The 15,427-nt window shown below is 61.1% G+C and carries 10 protein-coding genes and 4 pseudogenes; 11 read left to right on the plus strand and 3 right to left on the minus strand.

Features of this window, described 5'->3' with window-relative positions:
* Positions 1 to 127: 127 nt before the first annotated feature.
* On the plus strand, positions 128 to 514 hold the full coding sequence (locus tag BRAD3257_RS09060) for a cupin domain-containing protein (RefSeq protein WP_122401568.1): 387 nt from the start codon (positions 128 to 130) through the stop codon (positions 512 to 514).
* A 141-nt stretch (positions 515 to 655) separates the two neighbouring features.
* Here BRAD3257_RS09060 and BRAD3257_RS09065 read toward each other — a convergent pair whose 3' ends face one another.
* The 3 genes from BRAD3257_RS09065 to BRAD3257_RS09075 all read right to left on the minus strand — a co-directional run bounded on the left by BRAD3257_RS09065 (position 656) and on the right by BRAD3257_RS09075 (position 3,093).
* The gene (locus BRAD3257_RS09065; protein ID WP_122401569.1) at positions 656 to 898 is read right to left on the minus strand and encodes a hypothetical protein; all 243 of its coding nucleotides are present in this window, start codon (positions 896 to 898) and stop codon (positions 656 to 658) included.
* 407 nt (positions 899 to 1,305) lie between these two features.
* Positions 1,306 to 1,935 (minus strand): tyrosine-type recombinase/integrase, encoded by a 630-nt coding sequence (locus BRAD3257_RS09070; RefSeq protein WP_122401570.1) that lies wholly within the window; start codon positions 1,933 to 1,935, stop codon positions 1,306 to 1,308.
* Between the two features lie 282 nt (positions 1,936 to 2,217).
* Positions 2,218 to 3,093, minus strand: a complete 876-nt coding sequence (locus BRAD3257_RS09075; protein WP_197711536.1) for a reverse transcriptase domain-containing protein — start codon at positions 3,091 to 3,093, stop codon at positions 2,218 to 2,220.
* A 140-nt stretch (positions 3,094 to 3,233) separates the two neighbouring features.
* Here BRAD3257_RS09075 and istA (BRAD3257_RS09080) point away from each other — a divergent pair.
* From istA (BRAD3257_RS09080) to BRAD3257_RS09135, 10 genes and pseudogenes are all read left to right on the plus strand, one after another.
* Positions 3,234 to 4,492: pseudogene (gene istA, locus BRAD3257_RS09080) on the plus strand (IS21 family transposase).
* Positions 4,489 to 5,352, plus strand: coding sequence for an IS21-like element helper ATPase IstB (istB, locus tag BRAD3257_RS09085; RefSeq protein WP_430648816.1), 864 nt, complete (start codon positions 4,489 to 4,491; stop codon positions 5,350 to 5,352). The pseudogene istA (BRAD3257_RS09080) and the gene istB (BRAD3257_RS09085) overlap by 4 nt, the downstream one beginning before the upstream one ends.
* 1,099 nt (positions 5,353 to 6,451) lie before the next feature.
* Complete coding sequence (locus BRAD3257_RS09100; protein ID WP_122401571.1) at positions 6,452 to 7,375, plus strand: outer membrane protein; 924 nt, start codon at positions 6,452 to 6,454, stop codon at positions 7,373 to 7,375.
* 348 nt (positions 7,376 to 7,723) lie between these two features.
* The gene (locus BRAD3257_RS09105) at positions 7,724 to 8,407 is read left to right on the plus strand and encodes a winged helix-turn-helix transcriptional regulator (protein ID WP_283809946.1); all 684 of its coding nucleotides are present in this window, start codon (positions 7,724 to 7,726) and stop codon (positions 8,405 to 8,407) included.
* A 133-nt stretch (positions 8,408 to 8,540) separates the two neighbouring features.
* On the plus strand, positions 8,541 to 8,987 hold the full coding sequence (locus BRAD3257_RS09110) for a YybH family protein (RefSeq protein WP_160118787.1): 447 nt from the start codon (positions 8,541 to 8,543) through the stop codon (positions 8,985 to 8,987).
* A 267-nt stretch (positions 8,988 to 9,254) separates the two neighbouring features.
* Positions 9,255 to 9,697 (plus strand): annotated as a pseudogene (locus tag BRAD3257_RS09115) (transposase); the annotation flags it as partial.
* 226 nt (positions 9,698 to 9,923) lie between these two features.
* Positions 9,924 to 11,456 (plus strand): annotated as a pseudogene (istA, locus tag BRAD3257_RS09120) (IS21 family transposase).
* A gap of 11 nt (positions 11,457 to 11,467) precedes the next feature.
* The gene (istB, locus tag BRAD3257_RS09125; RefSeq protein WP_012041725.1) at positions 11,468 to 12,211 is read left to right on the plus strand and encodes an IS21-like element helper ATPase IstB; all 744 of its coding nucleotides are present in this window, start codon (positions 11,468 to 11,470) and stop codon (positions 12,209 to 12,211) included.
* 246 nt (positions 12,212 to 12,457) lie between these two features.
* Positions 12,458 to 13,465 (plus strand): annotated as a pseudogene (locus BRAD3257_RS09130) (IS1182 family transposase); the annotation flags it as partial.
* Positions 13,466 to 13,847: 382 nt separating this feature from the next.
* Positions 13,848 to 15,422: a winged helix-turn-helix domain-containing protein gene (locus tag BRAD3257_RS09135; protein WP_122401574.1), complete on the plus strand. Its 1,575-nt coding sequence runs from the start codon at positions 13,848 to 13,850 to the stop codon at positions 15,420 to 15,422.
* Positions 15,423 to 15,427: the final 5 nt, after the last annotated feature.

The raw sequence follows: 15,427 nt of genomic DNA on the forward strand, positions 1-15,427 counted from the left end.
CCTGAGGCGCGATAGACCATGGTTGACTTGGTGCGACGCGGAAAAGATAAAGCGTGCGACGCAAGCGTGTCGCGCGATTTAATTCTTCGGCTGGACTTTCGAATCTCATTCAGATTGGGGAGTTGAGATGAAAACGACCTTTGGATTGCTTCTTGCGGTGTTGCTATCTCTGCCGGCTAACGCTCAGGACTCGCCGTTTCGAAAGGAATTGAAGCGAGCAGACCTGACCGGCACCAACTTGGAAGTCATCACCAGCATTTCAGAAATCAAGCCCGGCGAATCTTCAACACTCCACATCCACCACGGAGAGGAATCTTTTTATGTTCTCGAGGGCGGGACGATTGAGCGCCCGGACGGGCAACAGGTCCCCTTCCCAACGGCAACGACCGGCATCAACGTGCGAGATATGCCGCACGGTGCGTTCAAAGTGGTCGGTGACGCGACCATAAAAATTCTGACCGTACATATCGTCGACAAGGGCAAACCGCTTTACGACAGGTCCCCCTCGAAGTAGCTGCAGTTAGTGATCAGCCACTTCCGGTGCTGGCCCTCAGCCGAACAACGGTTGAGCCGTCGCCGTCGGCTGTGCGAGGTAGACCGGACTGAGGCCGCCGAGCTTAGCTTGACCTGTGCGCGCGAAGACGGCAGAGCGCCTTCATACATTTCCTTTCCAGATCAGCCATCGGTAGATGCCGAACACGTTGATAAGTGTCACCACGACGTTTTGCACCATCAGCGCATATTCCGCTGTGATATATCCGACGACGATCCAGATCATCGATGCAGCGCTCAGCACGACGAAGGCCCAGCCGGTAACGACTGGCCGCGCCCGGGCAGCTAGGATCAGCCCGGCGCCGATCGTGCCGACTGTCGCCACCCAACGCAGGATTTCATCCATTACGCACGTGCTCCCCGAAAGCCGACGTCGGAGCGCCGCTCCGCGATTTGCCTATGCCGGCGCAGTCACAGGCAGGCCGCCGGAGTGGAACTTTCCGTCTCCTGCGCCGACCACCATGCGACCACCGCCCGAGCGACTTGGCCCCACAGTGGCGGCGGGTCAGAGCACCACGTGGTGATCCCATGCAGTATCAACTCCGCTGCGCCGAAATCGGAAGCTCCTTTTTCTCGTCCCCGAACAGCGTTTCCATCAAGCGGAATGCTGGCACATTGCCCCGGACTGCCGAAATGAAATCGGAGCCAAGGACCTTATCTGCGCAACGGGCTGATCGAATGAGCGCGACTTCCGCTGTTGGCCCGGAGCCGTCTGGGAGGGCAGCGCAGAGCGAGTCTGCTCTGCCCCTGAAGTCAGACGTCGACTTGTTCTGCTATCGCGAGTGCGTCGTCGACCTCGATGCCGAGATATCGAACGGTGCTCTCGATCTTAGTATGCCCCAGAAGGAGCTGCACGGCTCGTAGGTTGCCGGTTCGGCGATAGATCAAGGTCGCGTTGGTCCGGCGAAGGGAATGCGTTCCGAACAGGTGCGGGTCCAGTCCGATGTCGGCGAGCCAGCGGGATAAGAGGCGAGCATACTGGCGGGTCGTCATAGGTCCATTTAAGCGTCGGCCAGTGAACAGATATTCTCCTGACTTCTTGCCGGTAAGCCGCAGGTAGTCGTCGATTGCCTGCCGGGTCGATTCTGTCAGTTCAAATTTGACCGGCCGGCCGGTCTTCTTCTGTCGGATGGTCGCGCGGTCGGCCGAATATCCTCCTGGCGCAACGTCATCAACTTTCAAGGCAACGACGTCGCAGCCGCGGAGCTTGCTATCGATGGCGACGTTGAACATTGCCAGATCGCGCGTTCGGCCTTCGACCTGGAGCTTGGTCCGGATTGACCAGACATGCTTGGGACGGAGCGGCGGCTTTGCACCGACGATCTTGCCCTTGTTCCAAGGAACTTGCTTCGAGGCGGCGGCGGGGCTTGGGGTAACGGTCATGTTGACCTCCTCATCTAGTGAGGCTGGTCATTTTCCGCCCGGAGCCCTTCCAATCCGGCGTCCGCTTCTGGACGATTGGAGACGTACTTGCGTCCAATTCGAGCGATGGCAGGACCGACTTTGGTGGAGTCGAGATGTGGCGCGGTGGCTTTAGGCTGCACATATCTGTTGCCGCCCCTTTCGTCTGGCGGTGCCTTAGTGGTGTAGCCGTGACTCCGTTTCCACATCCCGCTCGTCGAACCGGACAGGCAGATCTTCCGCATCCGGCTCTCGGACAAGGCCTCACGCCTTCGCCCACGGCACGTCGCGCCCAAGTGCGGTGAGACGTACGAGCCCGAAGTGCCCGTAAAGGTGCGAGAGTGGATAGGTCCCGCCCTTGCGTCGCCTGACCTTGTGTTTGATGCGCAACCACCGGCGCAACCGCACAGCGGTGTAGTTGTCGATCGCCCGATACGCCTTGGTGACGGTGCCTACATTGAAGTAGTTCGCCCATCCGCGCAGCGTGCGGTTCAACTTCGCCACCAACTCTGTGGTGTCTTGCCACGTCCCCGTTCGGTCCGTCAGCGCATGGATTTGCTCAACCATACGCTTGATGCTTTTCTTCGATGGCCGGTACCCCAGGCGCGCCTGGCCGGTTCTCGCTGAGTACATCCGTCCGAACGAGTATCCCAGGAAGTCGAACTCCTCTTCCGGCACCTTGCAGATTCGTGTCTTGTCCTCGTTGACCGTCAGCTTCAGCTTGCCCATGATCTCGTGCAGTCGCGACAAGGCCTCTTCGGCTTTGCCCCGCCGGCATAGGATCACGAGATCGTCGGCATAGGTCACGATGCGAGTGCCGAGGCTTCGCTCGAGACCGAGCATCTTCCATCCCAGCACAAACCGGCGCATGTACAGGTTAGCCAGCAGTGGCGAGATGGGTGAACCTTGCGGGATGCCGCGCCGGTTGTCCCGGGCTTCGGTCGTGCGTGTCTTCCTTCCTTGATCGTCGGTTTCTTCCACAGGGCATTCCAGCCACATCTTGATCAGATGCAGCACGCGCCGATCCACGATCCGGCGCGCCACCGACTTGAGAAGTTCGGCAGGCGGAATGCTCCCGAAGTAGTCCGCGAGGTCGGCGTCGACGACTTCCGGGTGACCACGGAACAGCAGCCCTTCCACCTCGACCACCGCCTGTTGAGCATTTCGCCTAGGACGGTACGCGTGTGAGTGGCGGAGTAATTCTCCCCACTTATGGCATTTGAAAATTCCCCAGTTTTCGAATCGCCGACGTTCCTCCTGCAGGCGGAAGGGAGGGCGCGGTGCTCAAACTTGGGGAACTTGTCATGATCCTGGATTTGCATCGCCAAGGTCTGTCGGTCAGCGCTATCGCCCGGCAACTTGGTGTCGATCGAAAGACAGTCAGGGCCTACATCGCCAAAGGATTGGAGCCGCCGGTCTACAAAAAGCGAGCGGTGCGGCCCGGAATTGTCGACCACTTCGAAGCTTATTTGCGTGAGCGGCTGGCTGCCTATCCTGCGCTCACCGCCGTGCGGCTGTGGCGTGAGCTCAAGGAACGCGGCTTCGTCGGCGGCTACAGCATCGTACGCGATCGCGTGCGCGAGCTGCGGCCTGCCCAGCCGGCAGCCTTCCAAGTGCGTTTTGAAACTCCAGCAGGTGAGCAGGCGCAAGTCGACTTCGCCAGGTTCGAGGTCCAGTTTGTCGATGAGCCAGGAGTCAAGCGCATCGTCTGGCTGTTCTCGATGGTGCTCGGCTACTCACGACTGATCTGGGCGCGGTTCGTTGTCCATCAGGATCTGCAAACAGTGCTTCGCTGCCATATCGCCGCTCTGGAAGCGATCGGCGGCGCTCCGCGCGAGATCCTCTACGACCGCATGAAGACCGCTGTCCTTGGCCAGGACGCCGAGGGGCTCGTGGTCTACAACCGCGCGCTGGTCGATCTCGCTCGCCATTATGGCTTCCAGCCGCGCGCTTGCCGGCCTTATCGGCCCAAGACAAAAGGCAAGGTCGAGCGGCCATTCCGCTACATCCGCGAGGACTTCTTCCTCGGCGGGGTCTTCCGCAATCTGGACGACCTCAACGGCCAGCTCCGCCATTGGCTGGATACCGTCGCCAATCCGCGGGTGCATGCCACGACCCATCGGGTCGTCAATGAGGCCTTCGCCGAGGAAAAGGCGGCACTGCAAGCCTTGCCGAGCGCGCCCTACCGGGCGGTGTTGCATCTGGAGCGACGGGCCTCGCACGAAGGCATGGTGAGCGTCGGCGGCAATCCTACAGCGTGCCTGATACGAGGCGGCGGCGGGTCTTCGACGTCCACGTCCTCGCCGACGAAATCCGCATCTTCGAGGGCAGCGTGCTGGTGGCAAGTCATGCCCCGCTCGAAGGTCGGGGCCAGAAGCGGCTCGATCCGGCACATCGCAAGCTCGCCAGCTTCGGCCGACGCCGTCCAGGCAGTGCAGAACCCGTCACCCTCACGCGCGCCGGTGACCACGCCGTTCGTCGCTCGCTTGACTTCTACGCGGCCGTCGGTCGCCGCCTGGCAGCCCAGGAGATCGTATGATGAGTGCTTCCTCCGTCATCGAGCGCGTCAAGACCAACCTGGTCAGTCTGAAGATGCCGCGCGCCCTGGAAATCCTCGATGTCACCCTGCGCGGCCTCGAACGCGGCGAAATTAGCGCCCTCGACGCCATCGATGCCTTGCTCACCGAAGAACTCACGATGCGCGAGAACCGTCGCATCAAAATGGCGGTTCAAATGGCCAAGTTGTCGGCCATCAAGACGCTCGCCGGCTTCGACTTCGCCTTCCAACCGTCGCTCGACAAAAACCGCGTCCTGGCGCTCGCCGGATTGCAGTTCATTAATCGGGCCGAGGCGGTCCATCTCACCGGGCCACCAGGAACCGGCAAGACCCATTTGAGCCTCGCTCTCGGCGTGGAGGCCGTTAAGGCAGGGCGCAGCGTCTACTTCAGCTCCCTCGCCGATATCGTCGCCTCGCTCGCCAAGGCCGAACGTGACGGCGCTCTGCGCGAGCGGATCCGCTACTACTGCCGGTTCGCGCTGCTCATCGTCGATGAAATCGGCTACCTCCCGGTCACTCCCGGTGGCGGCAACTTGTTCTTCCAGCTCGTCAACGCCCGATATGAAAAAGGCGCTATGATCCTAACCTCGAACCGCGGCTTCGCCGAGTGGGGAGAGATCTTCGGCGATTCCGTCGTCGCTACCGCGCTGCTCGATCGCCTGCTTCACCACGCCGTCGTCATCCAAATCGAGGGCTCGAGCTATCGCCTACGCGAACATGCTGATCTCGTCCCCGAGACGATCCGACACAAAACGCAGGCAACCGCGAACCCCATTCCCCCGACCCTGAAACGGCGGGGCCGGCCACCAAAAGACGGAGGTGCTGATCACGTCGACGGCTGATCGCCATCCCGCCAACTGGGGAATTTTGCGGCGCCACTTCTGAGGAGATTCCGTGCGCCGTTGACAACGCGTACTGTTCGGGTGGAAGGTCGGCTTCGAAGATCGGTTCCAGCACCAGCATCGCTGCCGTCATGCAGACCCGATCGCGCAAGGTTGAGATGCCCAATGGCCTGAGTTTGCCATTGGCCTTCCGGATGTACACTCTTCTGATAGGGTCCGGTCGATACGTCTCCTGCCTGAGCGCAAGCGCCAGTTCGCCAAGCCACCGCTGCACCCCATACGCTTCAATGTCCGCGAAGTCCTGACCATCCACCCCCGGTGCGCCCTTGTTGGAGCGGCATTGGGCATAGGCATGGGCCAAGATGTCTTCCCGGCTGATCTTGTCGTAGAGGGCATAAAAGCGGTAGCCGGCTTCTGCCTTCGCTTTCGCGTGCAACGCCGTCTGCAGTTTCTGAACACTCTTCGGAGTTGATAGGTTGCCCAATCCCCAGGTCCCTCACTACGTCTTGCGTTCGTCTTGAACTGAGGTCCCTTCCCTCCCCCGGCGTTACCCGGCTTCAGCGGTATTACGAACCTCTCCGCATCCCCACGGCGCCCGGCCTGTCCCTCGCGGGCGTCCGGTTGATCATCCCTGACCACGTCGTAGGGCCTCCCGTGTTGCGTACGCTTTCCTTGTGTACATGCTGTCGCCACTACCCCGGCGCAGCGGCTGGGCGTACTACTTCGCTCAATCCCCCAGCCGTATCAGCCTTCCCCGAAAGGGTCGTCGGGTCGGCCTGCGCATCGTCCTTTTCGAGGCTTGCTCGGCGTTCACTCGCGTTACGGCCTGCACACTCGCGCTGTCACCAATTCGTGACACGCTAATCGAAGGCTTCAGCCACTTCGTTACCTCCATGACTGCTCCGATTGCTTCCGGCTGGAGCGTTTGCCGGGTGGGACTTGCACCCACTGGAAAGCGCCGCCTTTTCACGGCGCACACCCTGAGCGGACGTTGCTACGGGGCAACACCGGCCGGAAATCTGGGAGTGCGCCGGCTCTTGGAAAGATTCCGAATTGCAATCGCCGCGAATGGCAATGAGAATCTCTTGGGGGTGGTCAGATGAGTAACCGACTTATTTCCATTATTATTTGCGGGAGCGTTTTAATCGTAGCAAAAAGCGCCCCTGTCTTTGCCGCTGATATGGCCGTCAAAGCTCTTCCGTCAGCGCCGCCGCCTGCTAAGTGGGATTGGTCCGGGTTCTATATCGGTGTGGGCGGCAGCTATAACTGGACCCGTTTCGACCAATCGCTGCAGGGCATATCCGGCCTCATCAGTGTATTTGATGCGGGGGTGCTAACCGCCCAAGGGCAAGAGGGTGGCCCCTTTTTCGACTACAATCGAAACAAATCCGGTTTCGCCCCCGATGTTCAGTTCGGCTATATGCATCCGTTTGCCGGGGGCGACTGGCTGGCTGGGCTCAAGTTCAATTATAAATACGCAAACGTCGACTCGAAGCAGAACGTGAGCATTCCGCAAAATGGGACCGGCACCGTGGTAAGCGGACCGAACGCCGGAACCTCTGGACCTATCACTGGGTTCTTGGCGATCAGCCCAGCCGAAATCAATCTCAAGCATCAGTTTTCGCTTATCGGCACCATCGGCCGGGCATTCGGCAATTTTACGCTATACGCCGGTGGTGGTCCGGCCCTGTTCGGCGTGGAATCCAATTTTATCAATGGGATTCCCTTTGCCACCCAGTCGTTGAGAGGAACGTTCCCCACCAGCCTGCCGATCACCGTATTTAATCAGAATTGGGTGTGGGGTGGCGCGGCGCAAATTGGTACTACCTATTCCTTTGCCGGCGGCTGGTTCTTAGATTTTGCCTACACCTATGCGCGTTCCACGAGCTTCACCATCTCCGACACGGTCACTGTGTTCAACCAGAATGGGACGTTGTCGACCTCTGGGTCTGCTGTCTTGAACGCCCAAGAGCGGGTCACCAATCAATCCGTGACGCTAACGCTCAATTATCAATTCCACTGATCTGATAACGGCGACTTCAGCTTCTGGCCCTAAGCGGCGGTTGAGGGATGTCTGCTATTCTGCCGCTGTCGGGAGACAAGCGGACATCTGAGGTCCGACCGAAAATGGCGCGATTGACCCAAACCCGACCAACTGCAGGAGCGGTTAGCTTTGATCGGCGTCAGCTGCTTTTACAAGACGAGGAACCACAAGCGATCAGCGCCGGGGATGGTAGCCGGCCCTGAAACTGAGGCATTTTGTACCCGTTCCAAGAAACTCGCGCGCAGCAGGAGAGCCTCGATACTGGCGCGCCTTCTAGTCCAGAAACTGGACTACCTTGGTGGCTCTAGTGATGCTAAAGTTCTCGCCATGAAAGGCTATGGATCATTTTGCCCCGTAGCCAAAGCTGCGGAGATTCTCACGGAGCGGTGGACACCGCTCGTGATCCGCGAGCTGTTGCTAGGATCCCGCCACTTCAACCAGCTTCGCCGCGGCATCCCTCAGATGTCGCCGACCCTCCTCTCTAAGCGCCTTCAAACGCTAGAAGAAGCTGGGCTAATCTCGCGCCAGTCAGACGGCAATGGGCATTGGGAGTACCACCCGACCCAAGCGGCCAGAGAAGCCCGGCCAATCATCGATGCATTGGGCTATTGGGGTCACAGGTGGGCGCGCAGCCAGCTCACGCCCAACGAACTCCACGCGGGCCGCCTCATGTGGAATATGCGCCGATCGTTCGATCTAAAGCGCATTCCATGCGACTTCGTGCTGTATATCGAGATTGCAGACGCTCGGCCGAAGCGCTGGTGGTTTGTTGTGAAGGAGGAGGATGCCGATCTCTGCTGGGATGATCCCGGCTTCGAGGTCGATATCAGCGTCTACGCGAGTCTTCGGACGCTTGTGCAGATTTTCATAGGCGAGATGCCACTGCTACGGGCGCGTGAGCTCGGCAAAATCGAGATCGACGGACCTCAGCATCTTGTGAACAGCATGCGCACTTGGTTCCCACACAGCAAATACGCCAACGAGACGCCTGCGCTCACAGATCAACTCTGAGCCGGCTGACGACAGTCTCTCCAGTCCACTTTTTATACTAGTTGCCCGCTTCCCTCAGCGGTAGCGTTTGCAAGTGCGCTCATGCGCCATGTACCTCGGCCAAAAGCTAAAGCATCAGCCAAAGGAGGCAAAGATGAGCCGACATTCCCTTCGTTCATACGCCATGCTGTTGATCTTTACTTGTGCTTGCGTTGGCCATGCAGGAGCAGACCCACTTGCCGACGATATTTCCTCGTTGGCTGCCAAGTGGGATGCTGCCATCAACAACGCAGACTTTGATGCCCTGCTTCCATTGTATACCGCGGACGGCAGATTGATGCCGCCTGGTGCGCGGCCCGTCGCCGGCCCTTTGGCAATCCGTGATTTTTTTACGGGGCGGGGTAGAAGCGTCAGAGATCACAGGGTGGAGCTGGTCGATGTGTTGCCCATCGGGAACTACGCCTATACCACCTCCCATTTCACGGCCACGTTAGTGGTGAATGAGAAGGCGACGCCAATTTCCGGCAGCACCGTGAGACTCCTTGAACACCAACCCGACGGACAGTGGAGGATAAAGTCTCATATCTTCGTTAGAGAATAAACTCGCGGCTGCGCCAGAAAAGCAACCAAGAGCTGAGTTTCCGGGGACGCAGTTCGATAATCCCGGTCAGCCAACGCAGACTGCCGAAGGCCAGTTCAGATGTTGGCTTCTGGCCCATCGCTTCACTGGCTGCGATGCCGTGGCACGTCTGGAGTTTGGGGTAGACCGGAAGTGGTTGGCAGACGATCAAACCGACGCGATTGACCCTGGCTGTGTGAAAACGAAGAGCGGCTGTTATGATTCCCTGTGATTCTTTTGGGGGAATCGATGAGGCGCTTCGTTGAGAGGCGGATCGTGGGCAGCGGACGCTGTTGCCCGAATGCCTCGATGACTTCATTGACGAGAGTAACCCAGTTCGCGTGATCGACGTATTTGTCGATGCGCTCAGTTTGGCTGAGATGGGCTTTGCGGGTGCGGAGCCGGCGGCGACCGGTCGGCCGTCGTACCATCCCTCGGTTCTCCTTAAGCTTTACATTTACGGCTATCTGAACCGAGTGCAGTCGAGCCGGCGGCTGGAACGGGAGGCCGGGCGCAATGTCGAGGTGATGTGGCTGCTGGGTCGGCTCGCTCCCGATCACAAGACGATTGCGGACTTTCGCAAGGACAATGGCCTGGCGCTGCGCAAGGTATGTGCGCAGTTTGTCGAGCTCTGCCGCGGGATGGGCCTTCTCACGACGTCCAGCGTCGCCATTGACGGGAGCAAGTTCAAGGTGCGGATTCCGATCGATGTCGCCCAGGAATCCGAGATGATCTCGCCCACCATTCCGATTTGAAGTCGCCCACCCGTTCCGAGATGATGTCGCCCACCATTCCGGGATGATGTCGCCCGGGTATCGCAAGAGCGAACCCGGGGTGACGAGACCTCTTCTGGCTCCCATAGGGTCAACCTTTCGGCTTTGCGAAGGGGGACCCTGGATGCCGACGGAGAGGCTTGCGATGCGCCGTGTGCGCGATGTGATCAGGATGAAGGCGGCTGGGCTGCCGAGCCGCGAGATTGCTCGGCGGTTGGGCGCGGCGCCCTCGACGGTGCGACTGACCATCCGGCGGTTCGAGGCCGCAGGCCTGAGCTGGCCGTTGCCCGACGAACTCACGGACGCGGCCCTGGAGGCCCGCCTGTTCGCCAAGACCGGCAACGGTAACCGGCAGGGTCATCGCCGCATCGCCGAGCCCGACTGGGCGGCGGTGCACCGCGAGCTCAAGCGCAAGCACGTGACGCTGTCGATCCTGTGGGAGGAGTACATCGGCGCCGAGCCCGGCGGATACCGGTACTCGCGCTTCTGCGAGCTTTACCGCGCCTGGGAGGGGCGCCTGTCGGTGACGATGCGCCAGGCGCACGCGGCCGGCGACAAGCTGTTCGTCGACTACGCGGGCGACGGCGTGCCGGTGGTGGTCGACCGCCTCACCGGCGAGCGGAGGACGGCGCAGATCTTCGTCGCCGTGCTCGGCGCCTCGAGCTTCACCTACGCGCAGGCGACGTGAACGCAGGGGCTTGCCGACTGGATCAGCGCCCATGTTGGCGCCTTCGCGGCGATCAGCGGCGTCCCGGCGCTCTTGGTGCCTGACAACACCAAAGTCGCAGTCATCAAGGCGAGCCTCTACGACCCGCAGATCAATCGCACCTATGCGGAGATGGCCTCGCATTACGGCACGGCCGTCTTGCCGGCGCGACCTCGCAAGCCGCGCGACAAGGCCAAGGTCGAGCAGGCCGTCCTCATCATCGAGCGCTGGCTGCTCGGCCGCCTGCGCCACCGCGTCTTCTACAGCCTCGCCGAGGTCAACGCAGCGATCGGCGAGTTGCTCACCAGGCTCAACGAGGAGCGGCCGATCCGGCGGCTCGGCGTGACGCGCCGCCGGCTGCTCGAGGAGATCGACCGGCCGGCGCTCAAGCCGTTGCCGGCGAGCCCCTACGTGCTCGCCGAGTGGCGGATCCGCCGCGTCAGCCTCGACTACCACGTCGAGGTGGAGAAGCATTATTACAGCGTTCCGCATCGCTTCGCGCGTGCCGAGGTCGAGGTGCGGTTCACCGCCCGCACCGTCGAGATCTTCCACAAGGGCGAGCGGATTGCCGCGCATCAGCGCATGAGTGGCAATCACAAGCACACCACCGTGCCGGAGCACATGGCCTCCAGCCATCGGCGCTACGCCGGCTGGACTATCGGGCGTATCCGTCAGGACGCCGCCGCGATCGGGCCGGCAACCAGCGCATTGTGCGACCTCATTCTCGACGAGCGCTCGCACCCCGAACAAGGCTTCCGCGCCTGCCTCGGCATCCTCAGGCTCGCCGCCTCCTATGGGCGCGAACGGCTGGACGCGGCGGCTGCGCGGGCGATCGACATCGGCGCGCGCACCTATGGCTCGGTCAAGTCGATCCTCGCCAACAATCTCGATCGGCGTCCCGCTCACCAGCGCTCCGCGGACGATGCGCCGATCCTGCATGCCAACATCCGCGGACCGCGCTACTACAATTAGGAGACCGTCCCTTGCTCACCCATCCGACCCTCGACCGCCTCAACGCCCTCGGCCTCCACGGCATGGCTAAGGCCTTCGCCGACATCGAAGCCGCCGGTGAGGCTGGCAGCCTCGGTCACGCCGAATGGCTTGCTCTGCTGCTCGAACGTGAAGCCTCGCTGCGGCACGACAAACGGCTCGCCACTCGCCTGCGCTACGCCAAGCTGCGCCAGCAGGCATGCGTCGAGGACATCGACTACCGCACCCCGCGCGGTCTCGACCGCCCGCTGTTCGCCAAGCTTGTGGAGGGCCGTTGGATCGACGACCACGTCAATCTCCTGATCTGCGGCCCGGCAGGCGTCGGCAAGAGTTGGCTCGCCTCGGCGCTCGGCCACAAAGCCTGTCGCGACAATCGCTCCGTGCTCTATCAGCGCGTCCCGCGCCTGTTCGACGATCTGGCGCTCGCCCGCGGCGACGGTCGTCACCCACGCCTGTTGCGCGGCCTTGGCCGTGTCGATCTGCTGATCCTCGATGATTGGGGCCTCGAGCCGCTCGATGCCGGCGCCCGTCACGACCTCCTGGAAATCCTCGAAGATCGCTACGGTCATCGCTCCACCATCGTCACCAGCCAGCTCCCCGTGGACCAGTGGCATCTGCTCATTGGAGATCCCACCTATGCCGACGCCGTGCTCGATCGTCTCGTCCACAATGCCCATCGGCTCGACCTCACCGGTGAGAGCCTGCGCCGAACCCGGCAATCCGCCCGAAAGACCTGAGCGCTGTGGACATGCCGCTGCGCTTGGACAACGCAATCGCGTTGCCCACATGCCCACAGCAACCGCAGAAGAAGAAAAAAGGTTGAAGTCGCGATTCCAGATTGACCGCGCGGCTTGACCGATGCCAGAGAACCAGCCGGCCAGAACGCCTCGCCGCTGGGCGAGATCAAATCGGAAAGGTGGGCGACATCGTCTCGGAATCCACGGGCGACTTCATATCGGTACGCCTGGGCGACTTCGTCGGAATCCGCATTCAAGGCCGTGAACAACCGGGACAGGAACTTCACGCGCGCGAAGGTGGAGCGGCGGCGGGCCCAGTTGGAGGAGAGCGTCGCGCGCTATCTGAGCCAACTTGATACGGCCGACCGACAGGAGCCGAGCGAGGCGCTTGCGGGGAAGGTGACGAGGCTTACCGAGAAGCTGACGAAGCTGAAGGAGGAGATGGGCAAGCTTGCCGCCTACGAGAAGCAGATGCTCGCTTCACCGGATCAGCAAATCTCACTGACCGACCCGGACAGCCGTTCGATGGCAACCAGTGGCCGTGGATCCGGCGTTGTCGGCTACAATGTCCAGGTCGCCGTCGACACCGACCATCACCTGATCATCGCGCATGAGGTGACGAACAGCGGTTCAGATCGGGCACAACTTGCCAATATGGCTATGCAGGCGAAGGCTGTTCTGAAGACTGAGACGCTCGAGGCCGTCGCCGATCGCGGCTACTTCAGCAGCCCGGAGATCCTGGCCTGCCACGAGGCTGGCATCACGGTAACTCTGCCCAAGCCGATGACTTCGGGTGCCAAGTCAGACGGACGCTTCGGTAAGCAGGACTTCGTCTATTTGCCTGAGGAAGACGCCTATCGTTGTCCGGCCGGGGAGCGATTGCCGTATCGCTATACAAACGAAGAAGCCGCCAAGATGCTGCGGCGCTACTGGACCAACGCCTGTAAGAGCTGTTCGATCAAGGCCCAGTGCACGCCCGGGTCAGAGCGACGGATCACGCGATGGGAGCACGAGGATCTGCTCGACGCCGTGCAGCAGCGGCTCGATGCGAACCCGCTCGCTATGCGCCTTCGTCGCGAGACTGTCGAGCATCCGTTCGGCACGATGAAGGCACGCATGGGAGCGACGCACTTCCTGACCAAGACCCTTCCAAAGGTAGCCGGTGAGATGGCCCTATCGGTTTTGGCCTACAATCTGACCCGAGTAATAAATATCCTTGGGATCAGGCCGCTGATCGACGCGATCCTGACCTGACGTCGGCTCAGTTTTGGCCTCTAGACCGACCGCCTTGTAAGGTCGTTTTTACACGACCAAGACCCGTTGCAGACATTTGTCGATGGAAAGCTCGTACGGATCTCGGGAAGGCCCCCTATCTCGACTTTTTCGACAGAATCGGCCCATCTGAGACATTCGGCCGGGCCGGGCGAAATGCGCTGGTTAACGCGACCAATATCGAATAAGGCGCGGACCGAAACTGTTTGCCTTGCCACCGAACGGCGAATATCGGGCTTTGCTGCATCCCGGCAGAGCCTGGGCGCATATCTTGTCGTGTTGCGACTGCAAGCTTGCGACGTAGTCTCTCAAGAGGCTAATTGTGCTGACTGGACTTGGCTTGATCTGCCTCAGGGGGTGAGGAGTGAACAAAGCACTGGGTCTTCGCTTCGGAGACCTGATTCTTGACGAAACGTGCCTCTTCGCGAGCCGCAACGGGCAGATGATTCAGTTCACCAGAAACGAGCGCGCGCTGCTGCTCGCCCTCACGCGCAATCCGCAGCGCCTGATGCGCCGCGGCCGTCTGCTCGATGAGGTCGCTTCGGAATCCGACATATCCGACCGCAACATCGACTTCCTGGTGAACAGGCTGCGGGCAAAACTGGGCGACAGCGCCAGATCGCCAAAGTACATCGCCACGCAATATGGCGAGGGCTATATTTGGATCGCTGCACCATCTCCAGCGCTGCCGATCGACGCGTTCCTGGTTATTGCGCCGTCCTTCGGGCCGCAGGGGCATCCGTTCAGCAAGCAAGCGTCCTCCCTGGTCGGTCAAATTCGCGACATTGTCGCTGCCGGCCTTGACCAAAAGATCGCGGTTGCCGACGATTGGCGCCCTGCCGCCACCGACACACTTCGCTATTTTCTTCAGATGAGCTTTCTCGGCGGTGACGGGCAGCTTGATTGCGCCGCCACCTTGCGAGAAATGCCGTCAAAGCGGATCTTGAAGGCATTGCGGCTTGATCTGGACATAGCGGATCCCGAATCGTTCACGGCAGAGGCAACTCGAATTGCGAATGAGGTCGTCGGCGACCTGTCGCAGGCTCTGATTGACGCCTCCAGGGGTCTCGGCACACCTGTGGACGAGCCGCTTGAAGCGCGCCTGCACAAGGCTGCAAGCCTGCTGTCGGTCTCAAATCCATCGTGGCTGGCAAGTGGCGAGCAACTGAGCAGGGACCGCGCGCAGGATCCTCTCAATACAGACATCGCTCTGCAATGGTGTCTGCATCTGTTCGCGCGCGTCATCCTGACCAGTCCGTTCGGCGGGATGAGCCTGGAAGAACGCTACCGCATCGAGAGCGAGATCGACGCCACAGTGCTGGAGTGCCTGCCCGCCATCGAGGCGAACCCGCTGCTGATGGTGGCGGCCGCCAAGCTGTTGTACTTCATCAACCGGGGGCATCTCGATCTCGCGGAGGACATTGCCGAGCGAGCCTTCGCCCGCACTGCGGACTTTGCCGCAGCCTTGCCCATCCTGGGGCAATTGCGCTACGCGCGCGGCCGTTTCGACGAAGCGGTCAAATTCTTCGATCGCGGCATCGAGATGGCCGAGCTGGGGCCCGCACTTCATTTGCACATGAGGGTGCTGAAGTGCATCGCCCTGCTTGCTGCCGGCGATCGCGCCGCGCTGGAAGCCGCGGCCGTCGATATCGGCAACATGGGTCCGCTCTGCCCGCCCGAAATCGCCCTGATGATCGGCTGGATGGTCGCAGCGCCCGATCAGACGCCGCCGGCGGCGGATGCCCTCGCCGCGCTTGGTCCTGTGGGCGCCGCAAGCGCGGTCGAATATCTCTACTTCACCTCGGCGCGTCACCTCGTCTCGGAGCAGGCACGCGCTAATGTCATGCGTGGCCTGATCACGCATGCGAGGAGGCTGCACGGCGAAGAGGCGGTGCCCGCCTTCGTTCTCAGGAGTATCGGTTCGATCGCCCCGGGCTGAACTGT

The sequence above is a fragment of the Bradyrhizobium vignae genome (assembly GCF_900324035.1).
In the GTDB taxonomy this organism is placed as follows: Bacteria; Pseudomonadota; Alphaproteobacteria; order Rhizobiales; family Xanthobacteraceae; genus Bradyrhizobium; species Bradyrhizobium vignae.